This is a genomic window from Amycolatopsis sp. NPDC003861, assembly GCF_053605405.1.
In genome coordinates this window covers 1-16,408 of the sequence record NZ_JBSGJD010000222.1, presented here as the reverse complement: position 1 = coordinate 16,408, position 16,408 = coordinate 1, and the positions used below count along the sequence as shown (strand labels likewise).

Here is a 16,408-nt window from a genome sequence, read left to right as displayed (position 1 = left end):
GGTGCGTTGGACGCAACCAACGCCACATTGGGGCGCTTGAGTCAGTCCGTGACGCCGTCGGCCTCGGCGGCCTTGGCCACCGCGGCCGCGACCTCGGGGGCCACGCGCGGGTCGAGCGGCGACGGGACGATCCGGTCCGGGCCGAGGTCGTCCATCGCCACCGACACGATCGCCTCGGCGGCGGCCAGCTTCATGTTCTCGGTGATCGCCCGCGCGCCCGAGTCGAGCGCACCGCGGAAGACGCCCGGGAAGGCCAGCACGTTGTTGATCTGGTTCGGGAAGTCGCTCCGCCCGGTCGCCACGATCGACGCGTACCGCGCGGCCACGGCCGGGTGCACTTCCGGGTCCGGGTTGGACAGCGCGAACACGATGCCGCCGCCCGCCATGCGGCCCAGCAGCGACTCGTCGATCGTCGCGCCCGAGAGGCCGAGGAACACGTCCGCGCCCTCCAGCGCCTCCGCCAGCCCGCCCTTCAGGCCGGCCCGGTTCGTCGTCGCGGCCAGGCGTTCCTTGACCGGGTTCAGGCCCTCGCGGCCGGAGTGGATGATGCCGCGGGAGTCGAGCACGGTGACGTCGCCGATGCCCGCTTCCTGCAAGATCTTCGCGCAGGCCACGCCCGCCGCGCCGGCGCCGGAGACGACCACGCGCTGGTCGGCGATCGCCCGGTCGAGGACCAGGTTGGCGCCGCGCAGGGCGGCCAGCGTCACGATCGCCGTGCCGTGCTGGTCGTCGTGCATGACCGGGCAGTCCAGGGCTTCCTTGAGCTTGTCCTCCAGCTCGAAGCACCGCGGCGCGGAGACGTCCTCGAGGTTGACCGCTCCGAACGACGGCCGCAGCCGCACCAGCGTCTCGACGATCTCGTCGACGTCGGTGGTGTCCAGCACCAGCGGGATCGAGTCGAGCCCGCCGAAGGTCTTGAAGAGCACCGACTTGCCCTCCATGACCGGCAGCGACGCGCTCGCGCCGATGTCACCGAGGCCGAGCACCGCCGTCCCGTCGCTGACCACGACGACCAGCCGGTCCGCCCACGTGTAGCGCTTGGCCTTGGCGGCGTCCTCGGCGATCGCGCGGCTCACCTTCGCCACCCCCGGGGTGTACGCGATCGAAAGGTCACGCGGGCTGGAAATCGGGCGGGTGGCCGCCACCGAGAGCTTGCCGCCCTCGTGCCCGGTGAAGATCTCTTCGTCGGTGACCGGCGCACCGGTGGGGTCGCTCATGGGGTTTCCTGTCGTCGTTTCCGGTATTCCCCCGGTGGGAATGACGGAACTCGCGGTTCGGACTGAGGTCACTGGAATTTCTCCTGGGCATGCGAGCTGGGACCACGGTCCACAGGGGGAAACCGTGGGGGATTCCCGGCACGGCAGCCCAGCGCGGTAGCGCCGGCCTGTCGGCGAGGCGTCACGTCGGCCATCGGTGCCGTGGGTCTGGCGATGGCCGCGGACGCGGCGGTCCGGCCATTGTGACAGGTCCCGTGCCGCGGGTGACCCCTCGGTGCGGTTGATGTCACACCGGCGCCCTTTTCCCGGCAATTCCCAAGACGTCCGTCCGGTTTTGTAAGGCGCCCGATAAGGTGACGCCATGCAATTCCGCCGGCTGCGCGTCCCGGACGCCTACGAGTTCTCCCCCCGGGCGTTCCCCGACGACCGGGGCCTGTTCGTCGCCCCCTTCCAGGAGGACGCCTTCCAAGCGGCGGTCGGCCACCCGTTGCGGCTCGGCCAGGTGAACCACAGCGTGTCCCGGCGCGGCACGATCCGAGGCATCCACTTCGCCGACACCCCGCCCGGCCAGGCCAAGTACATCTACTGCCCGCGTGGCTCGCTGCTCGACGTCGTGATCGACCTCCGCGTCGGGTCCCCGACCTTCGGCCAGTGGGACACCGTCGTGCTCAACTCGCGCGAGTTCCGCGCCATGTATATCGCGGAAGGCCTGGGCCACGGCTTCGCCGCCCTCGAAGACGACACCGTGATGTCGTACTTCTGCTCGGAGCCCTACAACCCCACCGGCGAGCACGGCATCACCCCGCTGGACCCGGCGCTGAACCTGCCCTGGCCCGCGGACATCGAGCCGGTCCTGTCGGCCAAGGATCGCGACGCGCCCACCCTCGCCGAAGCCGTCGACCAGGGCCTGCTCCCGCAGTACGACGACTGCGTCGCCTTCTACGACAAGCTCCGCTCGGCGAACTGACCAACCTCCGGCCACCAGGCCGCTTGCCCAAGTAGTAAGCGCGCATATAGTCTGCCCGCATGGCACTTTACGATTACGAGCACAGCGAGACGTCCGCCGCCCCTGCCGCCGCGATCTGGCCGCTCTGGGCCGACACCGGACGCTGGCCGGAGTGGAACGCCGGGGTCCGGTCGGTGGTCCTCGACGGCCCGTTCGCGGTCGGGACCAGCGGCACGATGACGATGGACGGCAGGCCGCCGATCCCGTTCACCCTCACCGAGGTCACCGAGGGCCGCAGCTTCACCGACGAAACCCGGCTGCCGGACGCGTTCCTGCGGTTCGAGCACGTGCTGACCGACGTCGAGGGCGGCACGCGGATCACCTACCGCGTCACCGTCGACGGCCCGGACGGCTTCGGCGAGCAGGTGACCGAAGACACTCCCGACGCCATGCGCGCGCTGGCCCAGCTCGCTGAGGCAAGCTCACGGGTATGACGGCCCCGGAGTCCCGCCTGCCCGGCCCCGAGCGCAGCCCCGGCTTCCTGCTGTGGCGCGTGACACTGGCCTGGCAGCGGGCGATGCGGGCCGCGCTGGCCCCGCACGACCTCACGCACGTCCAGTTCGTGCTGCTGACCACGACGTGGTGGCTCACCCGCTCGGGCGAGCCACCGACCCAGCGGCAGCTCGCCGACCAGGCCGGCACCGACACGATGATGACCAGCCAGGTGGTGCGCAGGCTCGCCGGCCGCGGCCTGCTGGCGCGCGCCGACGACCCGGCCGACGCCCGCGCGAAGCGCCTGCAGGTCACGCCAGCCGGCCTCGAACTGGTGGCGAAGGCACTGAAGGACGTCGAGGCCGCGGACGCCGAGTTCTTCGCGGCCACCGACGACGGCTTCGTCGACGCGCTGGCCCGCCTCGGCCCCTGACCGGATCCCGGGGCTTCCCTGGGGACCATCCCGGATGTCCCGGCCGCGCGATCCGAGCAGGCTCACCGCCATGAAACTTCTCGCACTGGGGGCGGCCGCGGTCGCACTGGCCTTGCTGCCGGGCACCGCGGCCGCGGACGAACTTCCGACGTTCGACTTCACCGACTGCCCGGCGCCGCCCGCGAACGCCGACCCGGGCACGTGGCGCTGCGAAGCCTTTGTCTCACAAGGAAAGCTGACGATCGGTGCCCAGGAGATTCCGCTGGGCGAAATGCGGCTGACGTTCAACGAAGGCCGGGTGAACGGCCAGTACGCGCAGGTGTTCGGCGCGCTGCGGCACGAACCGGTGCGGGTGCCCGGCCTGGCCGGCACGACGCTCCAGCTGCGCTACGGCGGCTATTCGGACTTCCAGGGCAACGACGAGCGCCGCGGCGAGCTCGACGTCTACGCCGTGCTGCGGCACCCGTTGCTGCGCAAGGGATGCAGCATCGGCACGGCGGCCGCGCCGCTGCACACCGTCGTCCACGACGACCCGGCGCTGCCGCCGACCGTGCTGTCCAGGAACCCGCCGACGTTCCACTTCGGTGTCGTCGACCCAGCGCTGGCGCTCCCGGCGACGCAGCGCTGCGGCCCGCTCGGCAAGCTCGTCGACCGGAAGCTGGGGCTGCCGTCGGCGTCCGTGTTCCACCAGACGACGTACGTGCAGTACAAGCAGCTCTAACGCTTCTTCGGCGTCACCCAGATGGTGATCGTCCCGGTGACCACGGGCCGGCCCTTGGCGTCCGAAATGGTCACCGGGACGTCGAGGTCGAAGCCGTCGTCGCCGAACTCCGGCAGCTCCGGCAGGGCCGCCACCGCGCGCAGACCCGTCTCGGCCTTAGCGACGTACCGGACGTTCATGCCCTTCGGCAGCCAGCGGTGCGTGGTGGGGACGGTCGCCTCGGCGAGCATGCCCATCGCGATCTCGGCGAGGTTGCAGGCGGCGATCGCGTGAAACGTGCCGATGTGGTTGTGCACACCCCACCACTTCGGCGCGGTCACCTCGCAGTGGCCGGGCCGCAGCTCGCGCACCGACGGCAGCACCGTGCGGAAGTACGGCACCCGCAGGCACATCGCGGCGCTGAACAGCGGTTTTCCGATCGGCTTCCCGGCCAGCCGGTGCCACATCGCGAACGTCGGCGTCTCGGGCATGAAGGTCTCCTCGAACTAAGCTACCGTTCAGTAGCTAAGCAGACGGCCAGCCGCCGCGCAAACCGCCGGATATATTCGGGCGCGTGACCAACCGTCTCTTCCTCCTCCGGCACGGGCAGACCGAATGGTCGCTGAACGGGCGGCACACCGGCCGCACGGACATCCCGCTGACGCCGGCGGGCGAAGGCCAGGCCCGCGCCGCGGGCGGCACCCTCCGCAGCCTGGTGGGCGGCCCGTCGCTGGTGCTGTCGAGCCCGCGGGCCCGGGCGCTGCGCACGGCCGCGCTGGCCGGGCTGCGCGTCGACGAAGTCACCGAAGACCTCGCCGAGTGGGACTACGGCGACTACGAAGGCGTCACCACCCCGAAGATCCGGGAAACCGTGCCCGGCTGGACGGTGTGGACCCACCCGAGCCCGGGCGGCGAAAGCGCTTCGGACGTCTCGGCCCGTGCGGACCGCGTGCTGGAGCGCGCCCGGCGTGAGATCGAGGCCGGGGACGTCATCCTGGTGGGACACGGGCACTTCAGCCGCGTGCTGGTGGCCCGCTGGCTCGCCCTGCCCGCCACCGCCGGCGTCCACTTCGGACTCGACGCGGCCGGCATCGCGGTGCTCGGCGACGAGCGCGGCGAACCCCAGATCGAACACCTCAACCTGCTGCCCGCGGAGGACTGACGTGCCCGACGACCGCATCCGCCGGATCCGCCCTTCGGACGTCGAAGCGGCGGTCGGCCTGGCCTACGAACTGGCGGAGTACGAGCGCGCGCCGGACGAGTGCCACCTGACCCCGGCCCAGCTGCACGCCGCTCTGTTCGGCGACGAGCCGAAGCTGTTCGGGCACGTGGCCGAAGTGGACGGCGAGATCGTCGGCTTCGCGGTCTGGTTCTTGAACTACTCGACGTGGCGTGGGGTGCACGGGATCTACCTGGAGGACCTGTACGTCCGGGAGTCCCAGCGCGGTTCCGGCCTGGGCAAGGCCCTGCTGGCGGCCTTGGCGGCCGAGTGCGTCGCGAACGGCTACGCGCGGCTCGAGTGGTCGGTCCTGGACTGGAACCCGGCAACGGAGTTCTACAAGGCCCTGGGCGCGGTCCCGATGGACGAATGGACGGTCAACCGCCTCACCGACGAGCCCCTGAAGGCCCTGGCCGCCCAAGCGTAACTCGCGTGATCAGACCCGGATCTCGCGTGATTGGGGCCGCAACTCGCGAGTTACGGCCCCAATCACGCGAATTACGGGCTCAATCACGCCGGTTACGGGTTCAGTCCTCTTCGTGGCCTTCGCGCTCGGCACGGCGGCCGGCGAGGCCGCCGCGTTCGGCCGCCTCGGTCTCGGTCTCGCCCTCGCGGAGGCCGAGGGCCCAGGCCCGGGACGGCCGCCGGAACAGCAGGGCCAGGGCCGCGATGCCCAGCAGCGCGATCGGGACGCCCCACAGCGGCTCGCCGGACGGGCCCAGCAGGTACCAGCCGAGCCCGATCACGATCAGCGCGATCACCACACCCGGCGAGCGCGCCCACGTCTGGCCCAGCACCAGCCCGGCCGACGCGGCCAGGAACGCCAGCGCCACCACGATGAACGTGCCCGACTCGACGAAGACGTTGTTGCCGGGCTGCGCGGGCGCACCCAGGCCGTTCACCAGCACGACCACCCCGAACACCAGCAGGGCGAGCGACGGCACCGCGGTGACCACGCCGGCCAGCCGGACCTCACGGGGAGCGGGCGAGAGCTTCACTGCGGCGGCCTTCCGGGAGCACTTTTCGGCGGACACTTTTTCGGCGAACACAGTGGACTCCACCAGGGCGAGTCACCGTGCGTGAGCTCTTTCGATCGTATGCCACCCGGTCGGCCGTTTTCGCGGGACCGCCCCGGCGTCGAAAATCAAGATGTCGTCGATGAGCGGGCGGTCGGCCCGGGTGCACTTGTCACGACGAGCGGACACTCGCGCGTGAAGGAGGACCGCCCGGCACAGGGTCTCGTACGTGCTGTTCCCGGGGTTGCGCCCGTCACCATGCGGCGCCGGAAGGTTCTCGGGCCGCCGGAAGTCACTTACTCTGCGGTAATGCGCGCAATCCTCGTCGTGAATCCCCAGGCCACCTCGACCACCGCGGGTGGCCGGGACGTGCTGGCGCACGCGCTCGCCAGCCAGGTCAAGCTCGACGTGGTCGAGACGGACTACCGCGGCCACGCGATGGCCGTCGCGCGCTCGGCCGCGCGGGACGGCATCGACCTGGTCGTGGCGCACGGCGGCGACGGCACGGTCAACGAGGTCGTGAACGGCCTGCTGGCCGACGCTGTGCCATCCGGGGCTTCGCCCCGGGCCGAGGGCTCCGCCACCCGGACCCCCCGAAGCGGTGGTGGAGATCCGTCCGAAATCGGGCGAGTGCCCGCGCTGGGTGTCGTACCCGGCGGCTCGGCCAACGTCTTCGCGCGCGCCCTCGGCATTTCAGCCGACTCCTTCGAGGCCACCCACCAGCTGCTCAACGCGCTGGAGAACGACCGCTCGCGCCGGGTCGGGCTCGGCCTGGCCGACGGGCACTGGTTCACCTTCAACGCCGGCCTCGGCTGGGACGCCGACGTCGTCGGCCGGGTCGCCAAGCGCCGCGGCAAGCAGACCACCGCCGGCCTGTACCTGCGGGCCGCCGTCCGGTCGTACTTCCGGCCGCCGCTGGGCCGGCCGGCCCTCACGATCCGCGTCCCGGGCGAAGACCCGGTCGAGGCGCTGACCGCTTTCGTGTCGAACACCGATCCGTGGAGCTACCTGGGCGAGCGTGCCGTCCACCTCAACCCGGGTTGCTCGTTCGAGACGGGATTGGGGTTGTTCGCGCTGAACGGTCTGGGGTTGCCCACGGTGTTCAAGCATGTACGCCAAGCTTTGGCTACGAAGAGCAACCAGCGGGGCCGGCGTCTCGTGCGTCACGATGACCTGCCGATGATCCGCATCGACGCAGCTGAACCGGTAAACTTCCAGGTGGACGGCGACCTCGTCGGCCAGCGGACTCGAGTCGAATTCTTCAGCGTCCCGAATGCACTCACGGTAATCGTGTGACGACGGGACCGCTGATCGCCTGCGGCAAAGTGCCAGGTGCCGTTCGTCGACGGAGAAGCTCCACTCAGCGCATCAGCCTTTCCTTCGGACGGCTGTTTCGGAGAGAAACCGCAGGTCAGAGGGGTCGCTCGGCCGGGTGACCTGACTCACCGATCTCCCGGAAACCCTTGTCGAAAGCGGTGCTTCGTGAAAGCATTCACAAGCACCCAAGAACACGACCGCCATTGACGACTGTGGCGCGGCCCTCCCGCGCCATATGAAGGAGCTCACGAACATGGACTGGCGCCACGACGCGGCCTGCCGAGACGAGGACCCCGAGCTGTTCTTCCCGGTGGGAACCAGCGGTCCTGCTCTGTCGCAGGTTGCTCAGGCGAAGGCCGTGTGCCACCGCTGCCCCTCCGCTTCCGACTGCCTGGCCTGGGCTCTGGCCAGCGGCCAGGACGCGGGCGTGTGGGGCGGTATGAGCGAGGACGAGCGACGCGCTCTCAAGCGCCGCCGTACGCACATCGGCACGCGTACCAACGCCTGAGTTTCTCGAGATCCACCCAGGCCGAGCAGGAATTTCACCCGGCGGGCATTCGTCGTGCCCACGCCGTCTGGGGTGATACCTACCCGGCTTGAGCTTAACAACCGAGGCGAAACCACCTGGCAATGGGTGCGCTGAAACCTCACCGGGACTTCAAGTCCTCCCGCAAGCGCTGAACGGCCCGGCACCACGCACCTGGTGCCGGGCCTTCATCGTGTCGAATCAGAGGCGGCGGGACAGCGGGATGCGGAGCGCAGCTTCCGTGCCCGTCACGCGGGTCGACGACGTCTCCGTCCGCACCTTCCGCAGCGAAAGCGAGCCCCGCAGCTCGGACTCCACCAGCGTCCGGACGATCTGCAGCCCGAGCCCGTCCGAACGCTCCAGCGAGAACCCCGACGGCAGGCCCCGCCCGTTGTCGCGGATGACGACGTCCAGCCACCGCGCCGAACGCTCCACGATCAGCTCGACCTTGCCCGGCCGGCCCGCCGGGAACGCGTGCTCGACCGCGTTCTGCACCAGCTCGGCCAGCACCATCACCAGCGGCGTCGCGATCTCCGCGACCACCACCCCGAACGAGCCCTTCCGCGACAGCCCGACCTGCGATTCCGCCGTCGCGACCTCGCCGACCATCGGCAGCACGTTGTCGAGCAGCTTGTCGAGGTCGACGCGCTCGTCGACCGAGATCGACAGCGCCTCGTGCACCAGCGCGATCGACGTCACCCGGCGCACGGACTCCGCCAGGGCGAGCCGCGCCTCCTCCGACGTCGTCCGCCGGGACTGCAGCCGCAGCAGCGCCGCCACCGTCTGGAGGTTGTTCTTCACCCGGTGGTGGATCTCACGGATCGTCGCGTCCTTCGACAGCAACGCCCGGTCCCGCCGCTTCACCTCGGTGACGTCCCGGACCAGCACCAGCGCGCCCGCCGCCTGCCCGGCCGGCCGCAGCGGCAGCGCGCGGAAGAGCACCACCGCGCCGCGCCGCGAATCGGCCTCCGTCCGGCTCGACGGCTTCCCGTCGAGGGCCTCGATGATCCGGTGGGACACCTCGGTCGCGTCGAACGGGTCGCGGATCAGCGACCGCGTCAGCGGCGCCAAGCGCGTCCCGACCAGGTCGGACTCGTGCCCCATCCGGTGGTACGCGGACAACCCGTTCGGGCTCGCGAACACGACCGTGCCGCTCGAATCCAGGCGGATCAGCCCGTCGCCGACCCGCGGGGACGTGTGCGTGTCGGTCGCGTTCGTGCCGTTCGGCGGGAACGTGCCGTCGACGATCATCTGGCACAGGTCGCCGGCACTGCCCAGGTACGCGATCTCCAGCGGCGACGGCACCCGCGGCGCGGCCAGGTTCGTCTCGCGGCTCAGCACGGCGATGACCTCGTCGTGGAACCGCACCGGGATCGCTTCCCGCCGCATCGGCAGGTCGCGGTACCAGTGCGGGTCCTCCTCGCGGCAGATCCGCACCTCGCGCATGGCCTTCGCCAGCTGCGGGTGCTCCTGAACGGTGAACCGCGTGCCGACGACGTCCTCGGGGTGCGCGGTCGGCGCCGTCGTGGGCCGCGCGTGCGCGACGCAGACGAAGTCGCCGCCGTCCGGCTGCAGCTCCTCGGTCACCGGGACCCAGAGCAGGAAGTCCGCGAAGGACAAGTCGGCCAGCAGCTGCCACTCGGCGACGACGGTCTGCAGGTGGTCCGCCGCTTCCCCGGGGAGGCCGGTGTTGTCGGCGAGCAGTTCGGCGAGCGTGGACACGGCGTTACTCGACCACCCCGAGCAGGTCACCCTGCTGGACCCGGTCACCCTTCGCCACGGCGAGGCTGGTCAGCGTGCCCGCGCGTTCGCTCACGGCGGGTAGCTCCATCTTCATCGACTCCAGGATCAGCACGGTGTCACCGGCGTTCAGCGCGGCGCCGGGCGTGGCCACGACCTCGAGCACCGTGCCGACCATTTCGGCCCTGATCTCGGCCATCGACACCCTCCTCGCGCTCGCCCGACCACCCCATCCAACCAGAACGGGACGTCATGACACACTTGAGAGGTTGACCAGCTTTGACGACGAGGAGTGAGCATGTCGAAGCGCGCCCGCAAGCGTCGCGACCGGAAGAAGAACGGCGCGAACCACGGCAAGAAGCCCAACGCCTGAGCGTTCGGCATGACGAAGGCCCCCACACGGCTCGTGCGGGGGCCTTCGTAGTGCTCGGGTGCGTTATTCGGAGCGCTGCTCGAGGGTGATCTCGGTGCGTTCCACGGTGACGCCGCCGCGGGAGGCGACGGTCTGCCGGATCGACGCGCGCAGCCGGCTCTTCAGCTCGGCCGGGGCGTGGTCACCGCCGCACTTGCGGGCCAGCAGCTGCTTGATGTGCTCGTCGATGCCGTACTCCTCGAGGCACGGCGGGCAGTCCTCGATGTGGGCGCGCAGGGCGGCGTCCCGCTCGGGGCTGCACTCGCGGTCGAGCAGCAGGTAGATGTCGGCGAGCGCCTCTTCGCAGCGGACCTTGTCCGACGCGCCCTCGCACATGTCGCTCATCGCCCCGCCACCTCCTCCTTGGCACCCCGGATGAAGCCGCGCTCCCGCGCCACGTCGGCGAGCAGGTCGCGCAGCTGGGCGCGGCCGCGGTGCAGACGGGACATCACGGTGCCGATGGGCGTGTCCATGATCTCGGCGATCTCCTTGTACGCGAAGCCCTCGACGTCGGCCAGGTAGACGGCCAGCCGGAACTCCTCGGGCAGCTTCTGCAGGGCGGCCTTGACGTCGGTGTCGGGCAGGTTGTCCATCGCCTCGACCTCGGCCGACCGGAGCCCGCTGGAGGTGTGGCTCTCCGCCTTGGCGATCTGCCAGTCGGTGATCTCCTCGGTGGGCGCCTGCACCGGCTGCCGCTGCCGCTTGCGGTACCCGTTGATGTAGGTGTTGGTCAGGATGCGGTACATCCAGGCCTTGAGGTTCGTGCCGGCCTTGAAGGACGCGAAGGCGGCGTACGCCTTCAGGTAGGTCTCCTGGACCAGGTCCTCGGCATCGGCGGGGTTGCGGGTCATCCGCATCGCGGCCGAGTACAGCTGGTCGAGCAGCGGCATCGCGTCCCGCTCGAAGCGCTCGGCGCGCTCGGCCTCGGTCGCTTCTTCCGGCGCTGAGTTCTGCGTGCTCGGCAAACCGTTCCCTTCCCGCTCGGCGTCGATGCGCGTGCGCGCATACGGCGGACCCGAGTTTACGCGGGGACCGGGCACGCCGCGGTTCGCCGGTGCCTCGGGACGGCGGCGGCTGCGTGAGCGTGTGGTGGCGAGCGTTGTTGTCACGTCCCGTACAACCGATCGGGGGGATCGGGCATTCCCTAGACTTCCGCCATGGCTGGCAAAGGCACCCCGGCGACGGCGTTGCTGGGGAAGCAGAAAGTGGCGCACACGCTGCACGCTTACGACCACGACCCGCGCGCGGAGTCGTACGGGCTGGAGGCTGTGGAGGCCCTCGGCCTGGACCGCGCGCGCGTGTTCAAGACGCTGGTCGCCGAGGTGGACGGCAAGTTGGTGGTGGGCGTGGTGCCGGTCACCGGCCAGCTGGACCTCAAGGCCCTGGCGGCCGCGGCGGGCGGCAAGAAGGCGAAGATGGCCGACCCGGCGGCCGCCCAGCGGGCGACGGGGTACGTACTGGGCGGAATCTCCCCGCTGGGCCACCGCAGCCGGCTGCCGGTGGTGATCGACGCCTCGGCGGAGGGGTTCGAGACGGTGTTCTGCTCGGCGGGCCGGCGAGGGCTGGAGGTGGAACTGGCCCCGGGCGAGCTGATCCGGCTGACCGGCGCGGTGGTGGCCCCGATCGGGGCCTGAGTCAGGCCAGCGGCCGCAGCACCCGCGACAGCCACTCGGTCGCCGCCCGCGAGATCGTTTCCAAATCCTTCCCCAGGCTGTGGTCGCCGTCCACCAGCACCAGCTCCTGGTGAGGCCCCGGTTTCGGCCGCCCGAACGGGTCGCGCTCCCCCTGGATCACCAGCGTCGGGACCTCGACCGCGTCGAACTCCGGCTGGCGGGTCTTCTCCGGCCGGCCCGGGGGGTGCTCCGGGAACGCCAGGCACAGCACCGCCACCGCCTGCCCCGCCGACGCCGTCCGGCAGGCGACTCGCGCGCCCGAAGACCGGCCGCCGAACACGAACGGCAGGCCGTCGAAGCGCTCCGACAGGTCGTCCGCCACCGTCAGCCACGCCGTGTCCAGCTGGTTCGCCGGGGCCGGTGCGCGGCGGCCCGCCACCCGGTACGGCTGCTCGACCAGCGCCACGTGCACGTCCGCCGCCTGCGCCGCGCGCGTCACCGCCACCAGGTCCTTCGCCCCGAGGCCGCCGCCCGCGCCGTGGCCGAGCATCAGCACCGCCTCGCCCTCTTCGGCGCAGTGCAGGTACACCCGCGCCGGGCCGTAGGCGGTCTCGATCGGGATGGCCGTCATGGCTTCGGCGCGTCGAACAGCGCGCTCTCCTGCGCCGGGTCGACCCGGTCCAGCAGCTCGGGGCCGTTGTTGCGGACGTTGTTGACCTTGCTCGAGATCGGCCGCAGCTCCAGCGACGCCACGATCTCCTCCGGCGTCGGCACCAGCAGGTCGGTGACGTCTTCGCGGTCCGGGTCCAGCCAGCCGTCCCAGTGCGAGCGCGGCACGATCAGCGGCATCCGGTGGTGGACGTCGGTGAGCTGGCCGGCCGCGTCGGTCGTGATGATCGAGAACGTGATCAGCGGCGACGCCTTGTCGTCGTCCTTCGGCCGCCAGCTCTCCCAGATCCCGCCGAACGCGATCGACGAACCGTCGGGAGAAGTCATGTAGAACGGCTCCTTCTCCTTGCCCGTGCGGCGCCACTCGAACCAGCCGTCGGCCGGCACCAGGCAGCGGCGCGACACCAGCGCGCGGCGGAAGGCGGGCTTCTCGGCGGCCGTCTCGGCGCGCGTGTTGATCATCCGCGAGCCGACCGACGGGTCCTTGGCCCAGAACGGCACCAGGCCCCACTTCATCATCCGCAGCGAGCGCTCGGCGGGCTCGTCCTCGAGCACCTGGCCGTCTTCGTCACGCGGGTGCCGCTGCACGACCGTGACCACGTTCTTCGTCGGCGCCACGTTGTGGTCCGCCCGCGCGCGTCCCTCCGTGAGGTCGATCGCCTCGAACTCCTCGATCAGCTTCGCCGGGTCCTTCGTGGCGGCGTAGCGCCCGCACATCCCAACCTCCTCGTGCCGAAGCAGCCATCGTTACACGCAGGCCAGGGCCCTGGCGAGCGGCGTGGGATCATTCGGGTGGGCACCGGCGCACGAGAGGACGAGGGTTTGGCGCGCAACGACTGGAGCAAGCTGGACGAGTCCGACGTCCGCGTGCGTCCGGGCAAGGGCAGCCGGCCCCGCAGCAAGCGCCGTCCCGAGCACGCCGACGCCGTCACGGCCATGGTCATCGGCAAGGACCGCGGCCGCTGGACCTGCGCGGTCGACGCCGATCCGGGCCGGGTGATCACCGCGATGCGCGCCCGCGAGATGGGCCGGACCCCGGTGGTCGTCGGCGACCGGGTCGGCATCGTCGGAGACGTCTCCGGCAAGCCGGACACCCTCGCGCGGATCGTCCGGGTCGACGAGCGCACCAGCTCGCTGCTGCGCACGGCCGACGACACCGATCCGTACGAGCGGCTGGTCGTCGCGAACGCCGAGCGCCTGCTGATCGTCACCGCGCTGGCCGACCCCCCGCCGCGCACCGGCTTCATCGACCGCTGCCTCGTCGCCTGTTACGCCGGTGGCGTCGAGCCGGTCCTCTGCCTGACGAAGGCCGACCTGGCCAGCCCGGACGAGCTCCTGGCCGGCTACGCGGGCCTGGACGTCCCGGCGATCGTGACCCGCTTCGACGAGGAGCCCGAAGGCCTAGCCGACATGCTCAAGGACCGCGTGACGGCCCTGGTCGGCCACTCCGGTGTCGGCAAGTCGACATTGGTCAACCGCCTGGTCCCCGCCGCCGAACTGGCCACCGGTGTGGTGAGCGCCGTCGGCAAGGGGCGCCACACGTCCGTGGCGGCGGTGGCGCTGCCGCTGCCGGACGGCGGCTGGGTGATCGACACGCCCGGGGTGCGGTCGTTCGGGCTGGCCCACGTCACCGCGGACGACATCGTGGACGCCTTCGAGGAGTTCGCCGAAGCCGCCGAGGAGTGCCCGTCGGGCTGCGGGCACCTGGGCGCGCCCGAGGACCCGGACTGTGCGCTCGACGACGTCGTCACCGAGGGGAAGGCGAGCCCCGAGCGGCTCGCTTCGCTGCGGCGCCTGCTGGCGTCGCGCGGCGGCCACGATGTGACTCGCGCCACCGAATCCTGAGGCAACCGGGAACCGATCGCGGATCGTCACCGTCACATCGGTAACCATTCGCCCGTTCGGGCGATATGCCGAGCGGAAGATCCGATCCTGAGGGGAACTCAATGCGCAAGACCACCTTGGTCGCCGCGGGTGCCGCGCTGGTGCTCACGCTGACCGCCTGCAGCGGCAACTCCGCTCCCGGCACCGCCGAACCCGCCGCCGCGGGCGGCCAGAGCCAGACCGACGGCCTCGCCTCGCCCTTCACCGACGCGATCAAGCTGGCGTCGGAGGCGAAGCAGGGCACCGAGAAGTCCAAGTCGGCGAAGTTCACCATGGAGGGCTCCGCCGCCGGCCAGACCATGACCGCTTCCGGCGCGATGGCCTTCGACGGCGCGAACACGAAGTTCTCGATGACCAGCACCGCGGCCGGCCAGACCACCGAGATGCGCATGGTCGACAAGGTCATGTACATCAAGCTGCCCGCCGAAGACCAGAAGCAGATGGGCACGGACAAGGCGTGGGCCAAGATCTCGGCCGACGGCACCGACCCGCTCTCGCAGGCGCTGGGCGGCGCGCTGTCCAAGTCGGCGGAGCAGAGCGACCCGAGCAAGATGCTCGAGCAGATCTCCAAGACGGGCCGGATCGTCTCGTCCGACCAGACCGAGCTGAACGGCCAGAAGGTCAACCACTACAAGGTCGAGCTCGACGTCGCCAAGGCGATCGACCAGTTCACCGACCAGGTCCCGGCCGCGGCGCGCGACCAGCTCACCGAGAAGCTCAAGGGCAAGGACCTCAAGCTCCCGGCCGAGCTGTGGCTCGACAAGAACAACCTGCCGGTGCAGGTCACCATGGACCAGGGCCCGATGATGCAGGCGATGGGCGCGCCGGCCGGTGACGCCAAGTTCACGATGAAGTACACCGACTGGGGCACCCAGGTCGACGTGGCGGCCCCGCCGGCCGACCAGGTCGTCGACCTCGGCGAGCTGATGAAGAAGGCCGGCCGCTGACACCGGACGACGCTGAGTAGCGGCGGCTCCCCCGAACGAGATCGGGGGAGCCGCTGTGTTTTTGTGGGCGCCATGCGCAAAGCCGCCGTGGTGCTGCTGTTCGCCCTGCTCGCCGGAGCGTGCTCCGACCCACCGCCCCGCCCGGCGTTCGAGGACGCGCGAGCACTCGCGGACGCGGCGACGACGGCCACGACGAACGGCGGCTCGGCGAAGTTCGGCACGGACATCGCGGTCGGCTCGGTCCGCTCGAAGGGCCAGGGCCAGGCGCGGTTCGCCGCAGGTGGGACGGCCCAGACGCTGACGACGGACTTCCTCGGCGAGCCGGTGGAGCTGAGGCAGGTGGCCGGAAAGCTGTACGCGAAGGTGCCGGAGGGCTCGCGCGACGAGGTCGGCAGTGGGAAGCCGTGGATCGTGGTGGCGGCGGACGGGACGGACCCGTTTTCCCAGGTCCTCGGCGGCAGCTTGACCCAGCTGGCGGAGCAGAACGACCCGGCCCACACACTGGGCGAGATCCGCACGGCGGGCACGATCATCGCGGCCGAGCGCGGCCACCTGAACGGGGCGCCGGCGGAGCACTACCGCGTGGACCTGGAACTGGCCCGCCTGGGCACGGACCTGCCGGCGGGCCTCCCCCCGGACGCGGCGGCCCAGGTGGGCGGCAAGTTCCCGGTGGAGCTGTGGCTGGACGAGGCACACCGGCCGTTGCAGATAGTGCTGGACCTGACACCAATCCTGCCGGGCGCCGAGGCGCGCATCACCACGCGCTATTCGGACTGGGGCACCCCGGTGGACATCCAGCCCCCACCGGCGGGCGAGGTGGGCTAATTACGCTTCGCCCGCGCGTCTGCCCTCGGCTCCGACGAGGCCGGAGCTCTTTCAGCGCCTCACTGGCGGGAACGGCACGCGCACGCCGGACCGGCACCCTGCCCAGGCCTGCCCCGCCACCCCGATCCGAAGCCCAAACACGGCCGGTAGTGCCGGGTCAAGACACGCTTTCCCGCCCTGACCCGGCACGCGCACGCCGGACCGGCACCCCACCCAGACCCCCCACCACCCCGATCCGAAGCCCGAACACGGCCGGTGGTGCGGGGTCAAGACACGCTTTCCCGCCCTGAGCCGGCACGCGCACGCCGGACCGGCACCCCACCCAGACCTCCCCCGCCACCCCGATCCGAAGCCAGCACGCGGCCGGTGGTGCCGGGTCAAGGCATCTTTCCCGCCTTGACGCGGTACCACCGGCCGTAGTGACAATCACGGCTTCGGGGTGGTGGGCACCA

At 70.9% G+C, this 16,408-nt stretch carries 22 protein-coding genes; 13 read left to right on the top strand and 9 right to left on the bottom strand.

Features of this window, described 5'->3' with window-relative positions:
* Window positions 1-41: 41 nt before the first annotated feature.
* Window positions 42-1,217 carry an NAD(P)-dependent malic enzyme gene (locus ACWEVN_RS37510; protein WP_452054438.1) on the bottom strand — a complete coding sequence of 392 codons (1,176 nt, stop codon included), beginning with the start codon at window positions 1,215-1,217 and terminating at the stop codon, window positions 42-44.
* A gap of 361 nt (window positions 1,218-1,578) precedes the next feature.
* Here ACWEVN_RS37510 and ACWEVN_RS37505 point away from each other — a divergent pair, with 361 nt between their 5' ends.
* The 4 genes from ACWEVN_RS37505 to ACWEVN_RS37490 all read left to right on the top strand — a co-directional run bounded on the left by ACWEVN_RS37505 (window position 1,579) and on the right by ACWEVN_RS37490 (window position 3,809).
* Window positions 1,579-2,184: a dTDP-4-dehydrorhamnose 3,5-epimerase family protein gene (locus tag ACWEVN_RS37505; protein WP_452054437.1), complete on the top strand. Its 606-nt coding sequence runs from the start codon at window positions 1,579-1,581 to the stop codon at window positions 2,182-2,184.
* Window positions 2,185-2,243: 59 nt separating this feature from the next.
* Window positions 2,244-2,657: an SRPBCC family protein gene (locus ACWEVN_RS37500; protein WP_452054436.1), complete on the top strand. Its 414-nt coding sequence runs from the start codon at window positions 2,244-2,246 to the stop codon at window positions 2,655-2,657.
* On the top strand, window positions 2,654-3,088 hold the full coding sequence (locus ACWEVN_RS37495) for a MarR family winged helix-turn-helix transcriptional regulator (RefSeq protein ID WP_452054435.1): 435 nt from the start codon (window positions 2,654-2,656) through the stop codon (window positions 3,086-3,088). Before ACWEVN_RS37500 ends, ACWEVN_RS37495 begins: the two co-directional genes overlap by 4 nt.
* Before the next feature lie 70 nt (window positions 3,089-3,158).
* Window positions 3,159-3,809, top strand: coding sequence for a hypothetical protein (locus ACWEVN_RS37490; RefSeq protein WP_452054434.1), 651 nt, complete (start codon window positions 3,159-3,161; stop codon window positions 3,807-3,809).
* Here ACWEVN_RS37490 and ACWEVN_RS37485 read toward each other — a convergent pair.
* Entirely contained in the window at window positions 3,806-4,279 is a 474-nt protein-coding gene (locus tag ACWEVN_RS37485) for a hotdog fold domain-containing protein (RefSeq protein ID WP_449687765.1), read from the bottom strand. The genes ACWEVN_RS37490 and ACWEVN_RS37485 overlap by 4 nt on opposite strands.
* Before the next feature lie 83 nt (window positions 4,280-4,362).
* On the opposite strand from ACWEVN_RS37485, the gene ACWEVN_RS37480 reads away from it, so the two are divergent.
* Both ACWEVN_RS37480 and ACWEVN_RS37475 read left to right on the top strand, forming a co-directional pair.
* A complete protein-coding gene (locus tag ACWEVN_RS37480; protein ID WP_449687766.1) occupies window positions 4,363-4,950 on the top strand; it encodes an acid phosphatase in 588 nt (195 codons plus the stop codon).
* Window position 4,951: 1 nt separating this feature from the next.
* Window positions 4,952-5,434 carry an N-acetyltransferase family protein gene (locus ACWEVN_RS37475; protein ID WP_452054433.1) on the top strand — a complete coding sequence of 161 codons (483 nt, stop codon included), beginning with the start codon at window positions 4,952-4,954 and terminating at the stop codon, window positions 5,432-5,434.
* A 100-nt stretch (window positions 5,435-5,534) separates the two neighbouring features.
* Here ACWEVN_RS37475 and ACWEVN_RS37470 read toward each other — a convergent pair whose 3' ends face one another.
* Window positions 5,535-6,005, bottom strand: coding sequence for a hypothetical protein (locus ACWEVN_RS37470; protein WP_449687774.1), 471 nt, complete (start codon window positions 6,003-6,005; stop codon window positions 5,535-5,537).
* A gap of 327 nt (window positions 6,006-6,332) precedes the next feature.
* On the opposite strand from ACWEVN_RS37470, the gene ACWEVN_RS37465 reads away from it, so the two are divergent.
* Together ACWEVN_RS37465 and ACWEVN_RS37460 are read left to right on the top strand one after the other, a co-directional pair.
* The gene (locus tag ACWEVN_RS37465) at window positions 6,333-7,319 is read left to right on the top strand and encodes a diacylglycerol/lipid kinase family protein (protein ID WP_449687775.1); all 987 of its coding nucleotides are present in this window, start codon (window positions 6,333-6,335) and stop codon (window positions 7,317-7,319) included.
* Between the two features lie 274 nt (window positions 7,320-7,593).
* Window positions 7,594-7,848 carry a WhiB family transcriptional regulator gene (locus ACWEVN_RS37460; protein ID WP_043777259.1) on the top strand — a complete coding sequence of 85 codons (255 nt, stop codon included), beginning with the start codon at window positions 7,594-7,596 and terminating at the stop codon, window positions 7,846-7,848.
* Window positions 7,849-8,067: 219 nt separating this feature from the next.
* Here ACWEVN_RS37460 and ACWEVN_RS37455 read toward each other — a convergent pair whose 3' ends face one another.
* Complete coding sequence (locus ACWEVN_RS37455; protein ID WP_449687768.1) at window positions 8,068-9,588, bottom strand: sensor histidine kinase; 1,521 nt, start codon at window positions 9,586-9,588, stop codon at window positions 8,068-8,070.
* 4 nt (window positions 9,589-9,592) lie between these two features.
* Window positions 9,593-9,805, bottom strand: coding sequence for a biotin/lipoyl-binding carrier protein (locus tag ACWEVN_RS37450; RefSeq protein WP_310973420.1), 213 nt, complete (start codon window positions 9,803-9,805; stop codon window positions 9,593-9,595).
* Window positions 9,806-9,904: 99 nt separating this feature from the next.
* On the opposite strand from ACWEVN_RS37450, the gene ACWEVN_RS37445 reads away from it, so the two are divergent.
* Complete coding sequence (locus ACWEVN_RS37445; RefSeq protein ID WP_098515123.1) at window positions 9,905-9,979, top strand: 50S ribosomal protein bL37; 75 nt, start codon at window positions 9,905-9,907, stop codon at window positions 9,977-9,979.
* Window positions 9,980-10,042: 63 nt separating this feature from the next.
* Here the strand turns inward: ACWEVN_RS37445 and rsrA are convergent, their stop codons facing one another.
* Both rsrA and ACWEVN_RS37435 read right to left on the bottom strand, forming a co-directional pair.
* Complete coding sequence (gene rsrA / locus ACWEVN_RS37440) at window positions 10,043-10,363, bottom strand: mycothiol system anti-sigma-R factor (protein ID WP_206790148.1); 321 nt, start codon at window positions 10,361-10,363, stop codon at window positions 10,043-10,045.
* Window positions 10,360-10,983 carry a sigma-70 family RNA polymerase sigma factor gene (locus tag ACWEVN_RS37435; protein WP_003059778.1) on the bottom strand — a complete coding sequence of 208 codons (624 nt, stop codon included), beginning with the start codon at window positions 10,981-10,983 and terminating at the stop codon, window positions 10,360-10,362. Before ACWEVN_RS37435 ends, rsrA begins: the two co-directional genes overlap by 4 nt.
* 192 nt (window positions 10,984-11,175) lie before the next feature.
* On the opposite strand from ACWEVN_RS37435, the gene ybaK reads away from it, so the two are divergent.
* A complete protein-coding gene (gene ybaK, locus ACWEVN_RS37430) occupies window positions 11,176-11,652 on the top strand; it encodes a Cys-tRNA(Pro) deacylase (RefSeq protein WP_449687769.1) in 477 nt (158 codons plus the stop codon).
* A 1-nt stretch (window position 11,653) separates the two neighbouring features.
* Here ybaK and ACWEVN_RS37425 read toward each other — a convergent pair whose 3' ends face one another.
* Window positions 11,654-12,262, bottom strand: a complete 609-nt coding sequence (locus ACWEVN_RS37425; RefSeq protein WP_310973423.1) for an alpha/beta hydrolase family protein — start codon at window positions 12,260-12,262, stop codon at window positions 11,654-11,656.
* Window positions 12,259-13,017 carry an SOS response-associated peptidase gene (locus tag ACWEVN_RS37420; protein ID WP_452054432.1) on the bottom strand — a complete coding sequence of 253 codons (759 nt, stop codon included), beginning with the start codon at window positions 13,015-13,017 and terminating at the stop codon, window positions 12,259-12,261. Before ACWEVN_RS37420 ends, ACWEVN_RS37425 begins: the two co-directional genes overlap by 4 nt.
* Before the next feature lie 105 nt (window positions 13,018-13,122).
* On the opposite strand from ACWEVN_RS37420, the gene rsgA reads away from it, so the two are divergent.
* The 3 genes from rsgA to ACWEVN_RS37405 all read left to right on the top strand — a co-directional run bounded on the left by rsgA (window position 13,123) and on the right by ACWEVN_RS37405 (window position 15,956).
* A complete protein-coding gene (gene rsgA / locus ACWEVN_RS37415; RefSeq protein ID WP_449687771.1) occupies window positions 13,123-14,145 on the top strand; it encodes a ribosome small subunit-dependent GTPase A in 1,023 nt (340 codons plus the stop codon).
* A 101-nt stretch (window positions 14,146-14,246) separates the two neighbouring features.
* A complete protein-coding gene (locus ACWEVN_RS37410) occupies window positions 14,247-15,131 on the top strand; it encodes a hypothetical protein (protein ID WP_310973428.1) in 885 nt (294 codons plus the stop codon).
* 72 nt (window positions 15,132-15,203) lie between these two features.
* Window positions 15,204-15,956 (top strand): hypothetical protein, encoded by a 753-nt coding sequence (locus ACWEVN_RS37405; RefSeq protein ID WP_452054431.1) that lies wholly within the window; start codon window positions 15,204-15,206, stop codon window positions 15,954-15,956.
* Window positions 15,957-16,408 lie beyond the last annotated feature (452 nt).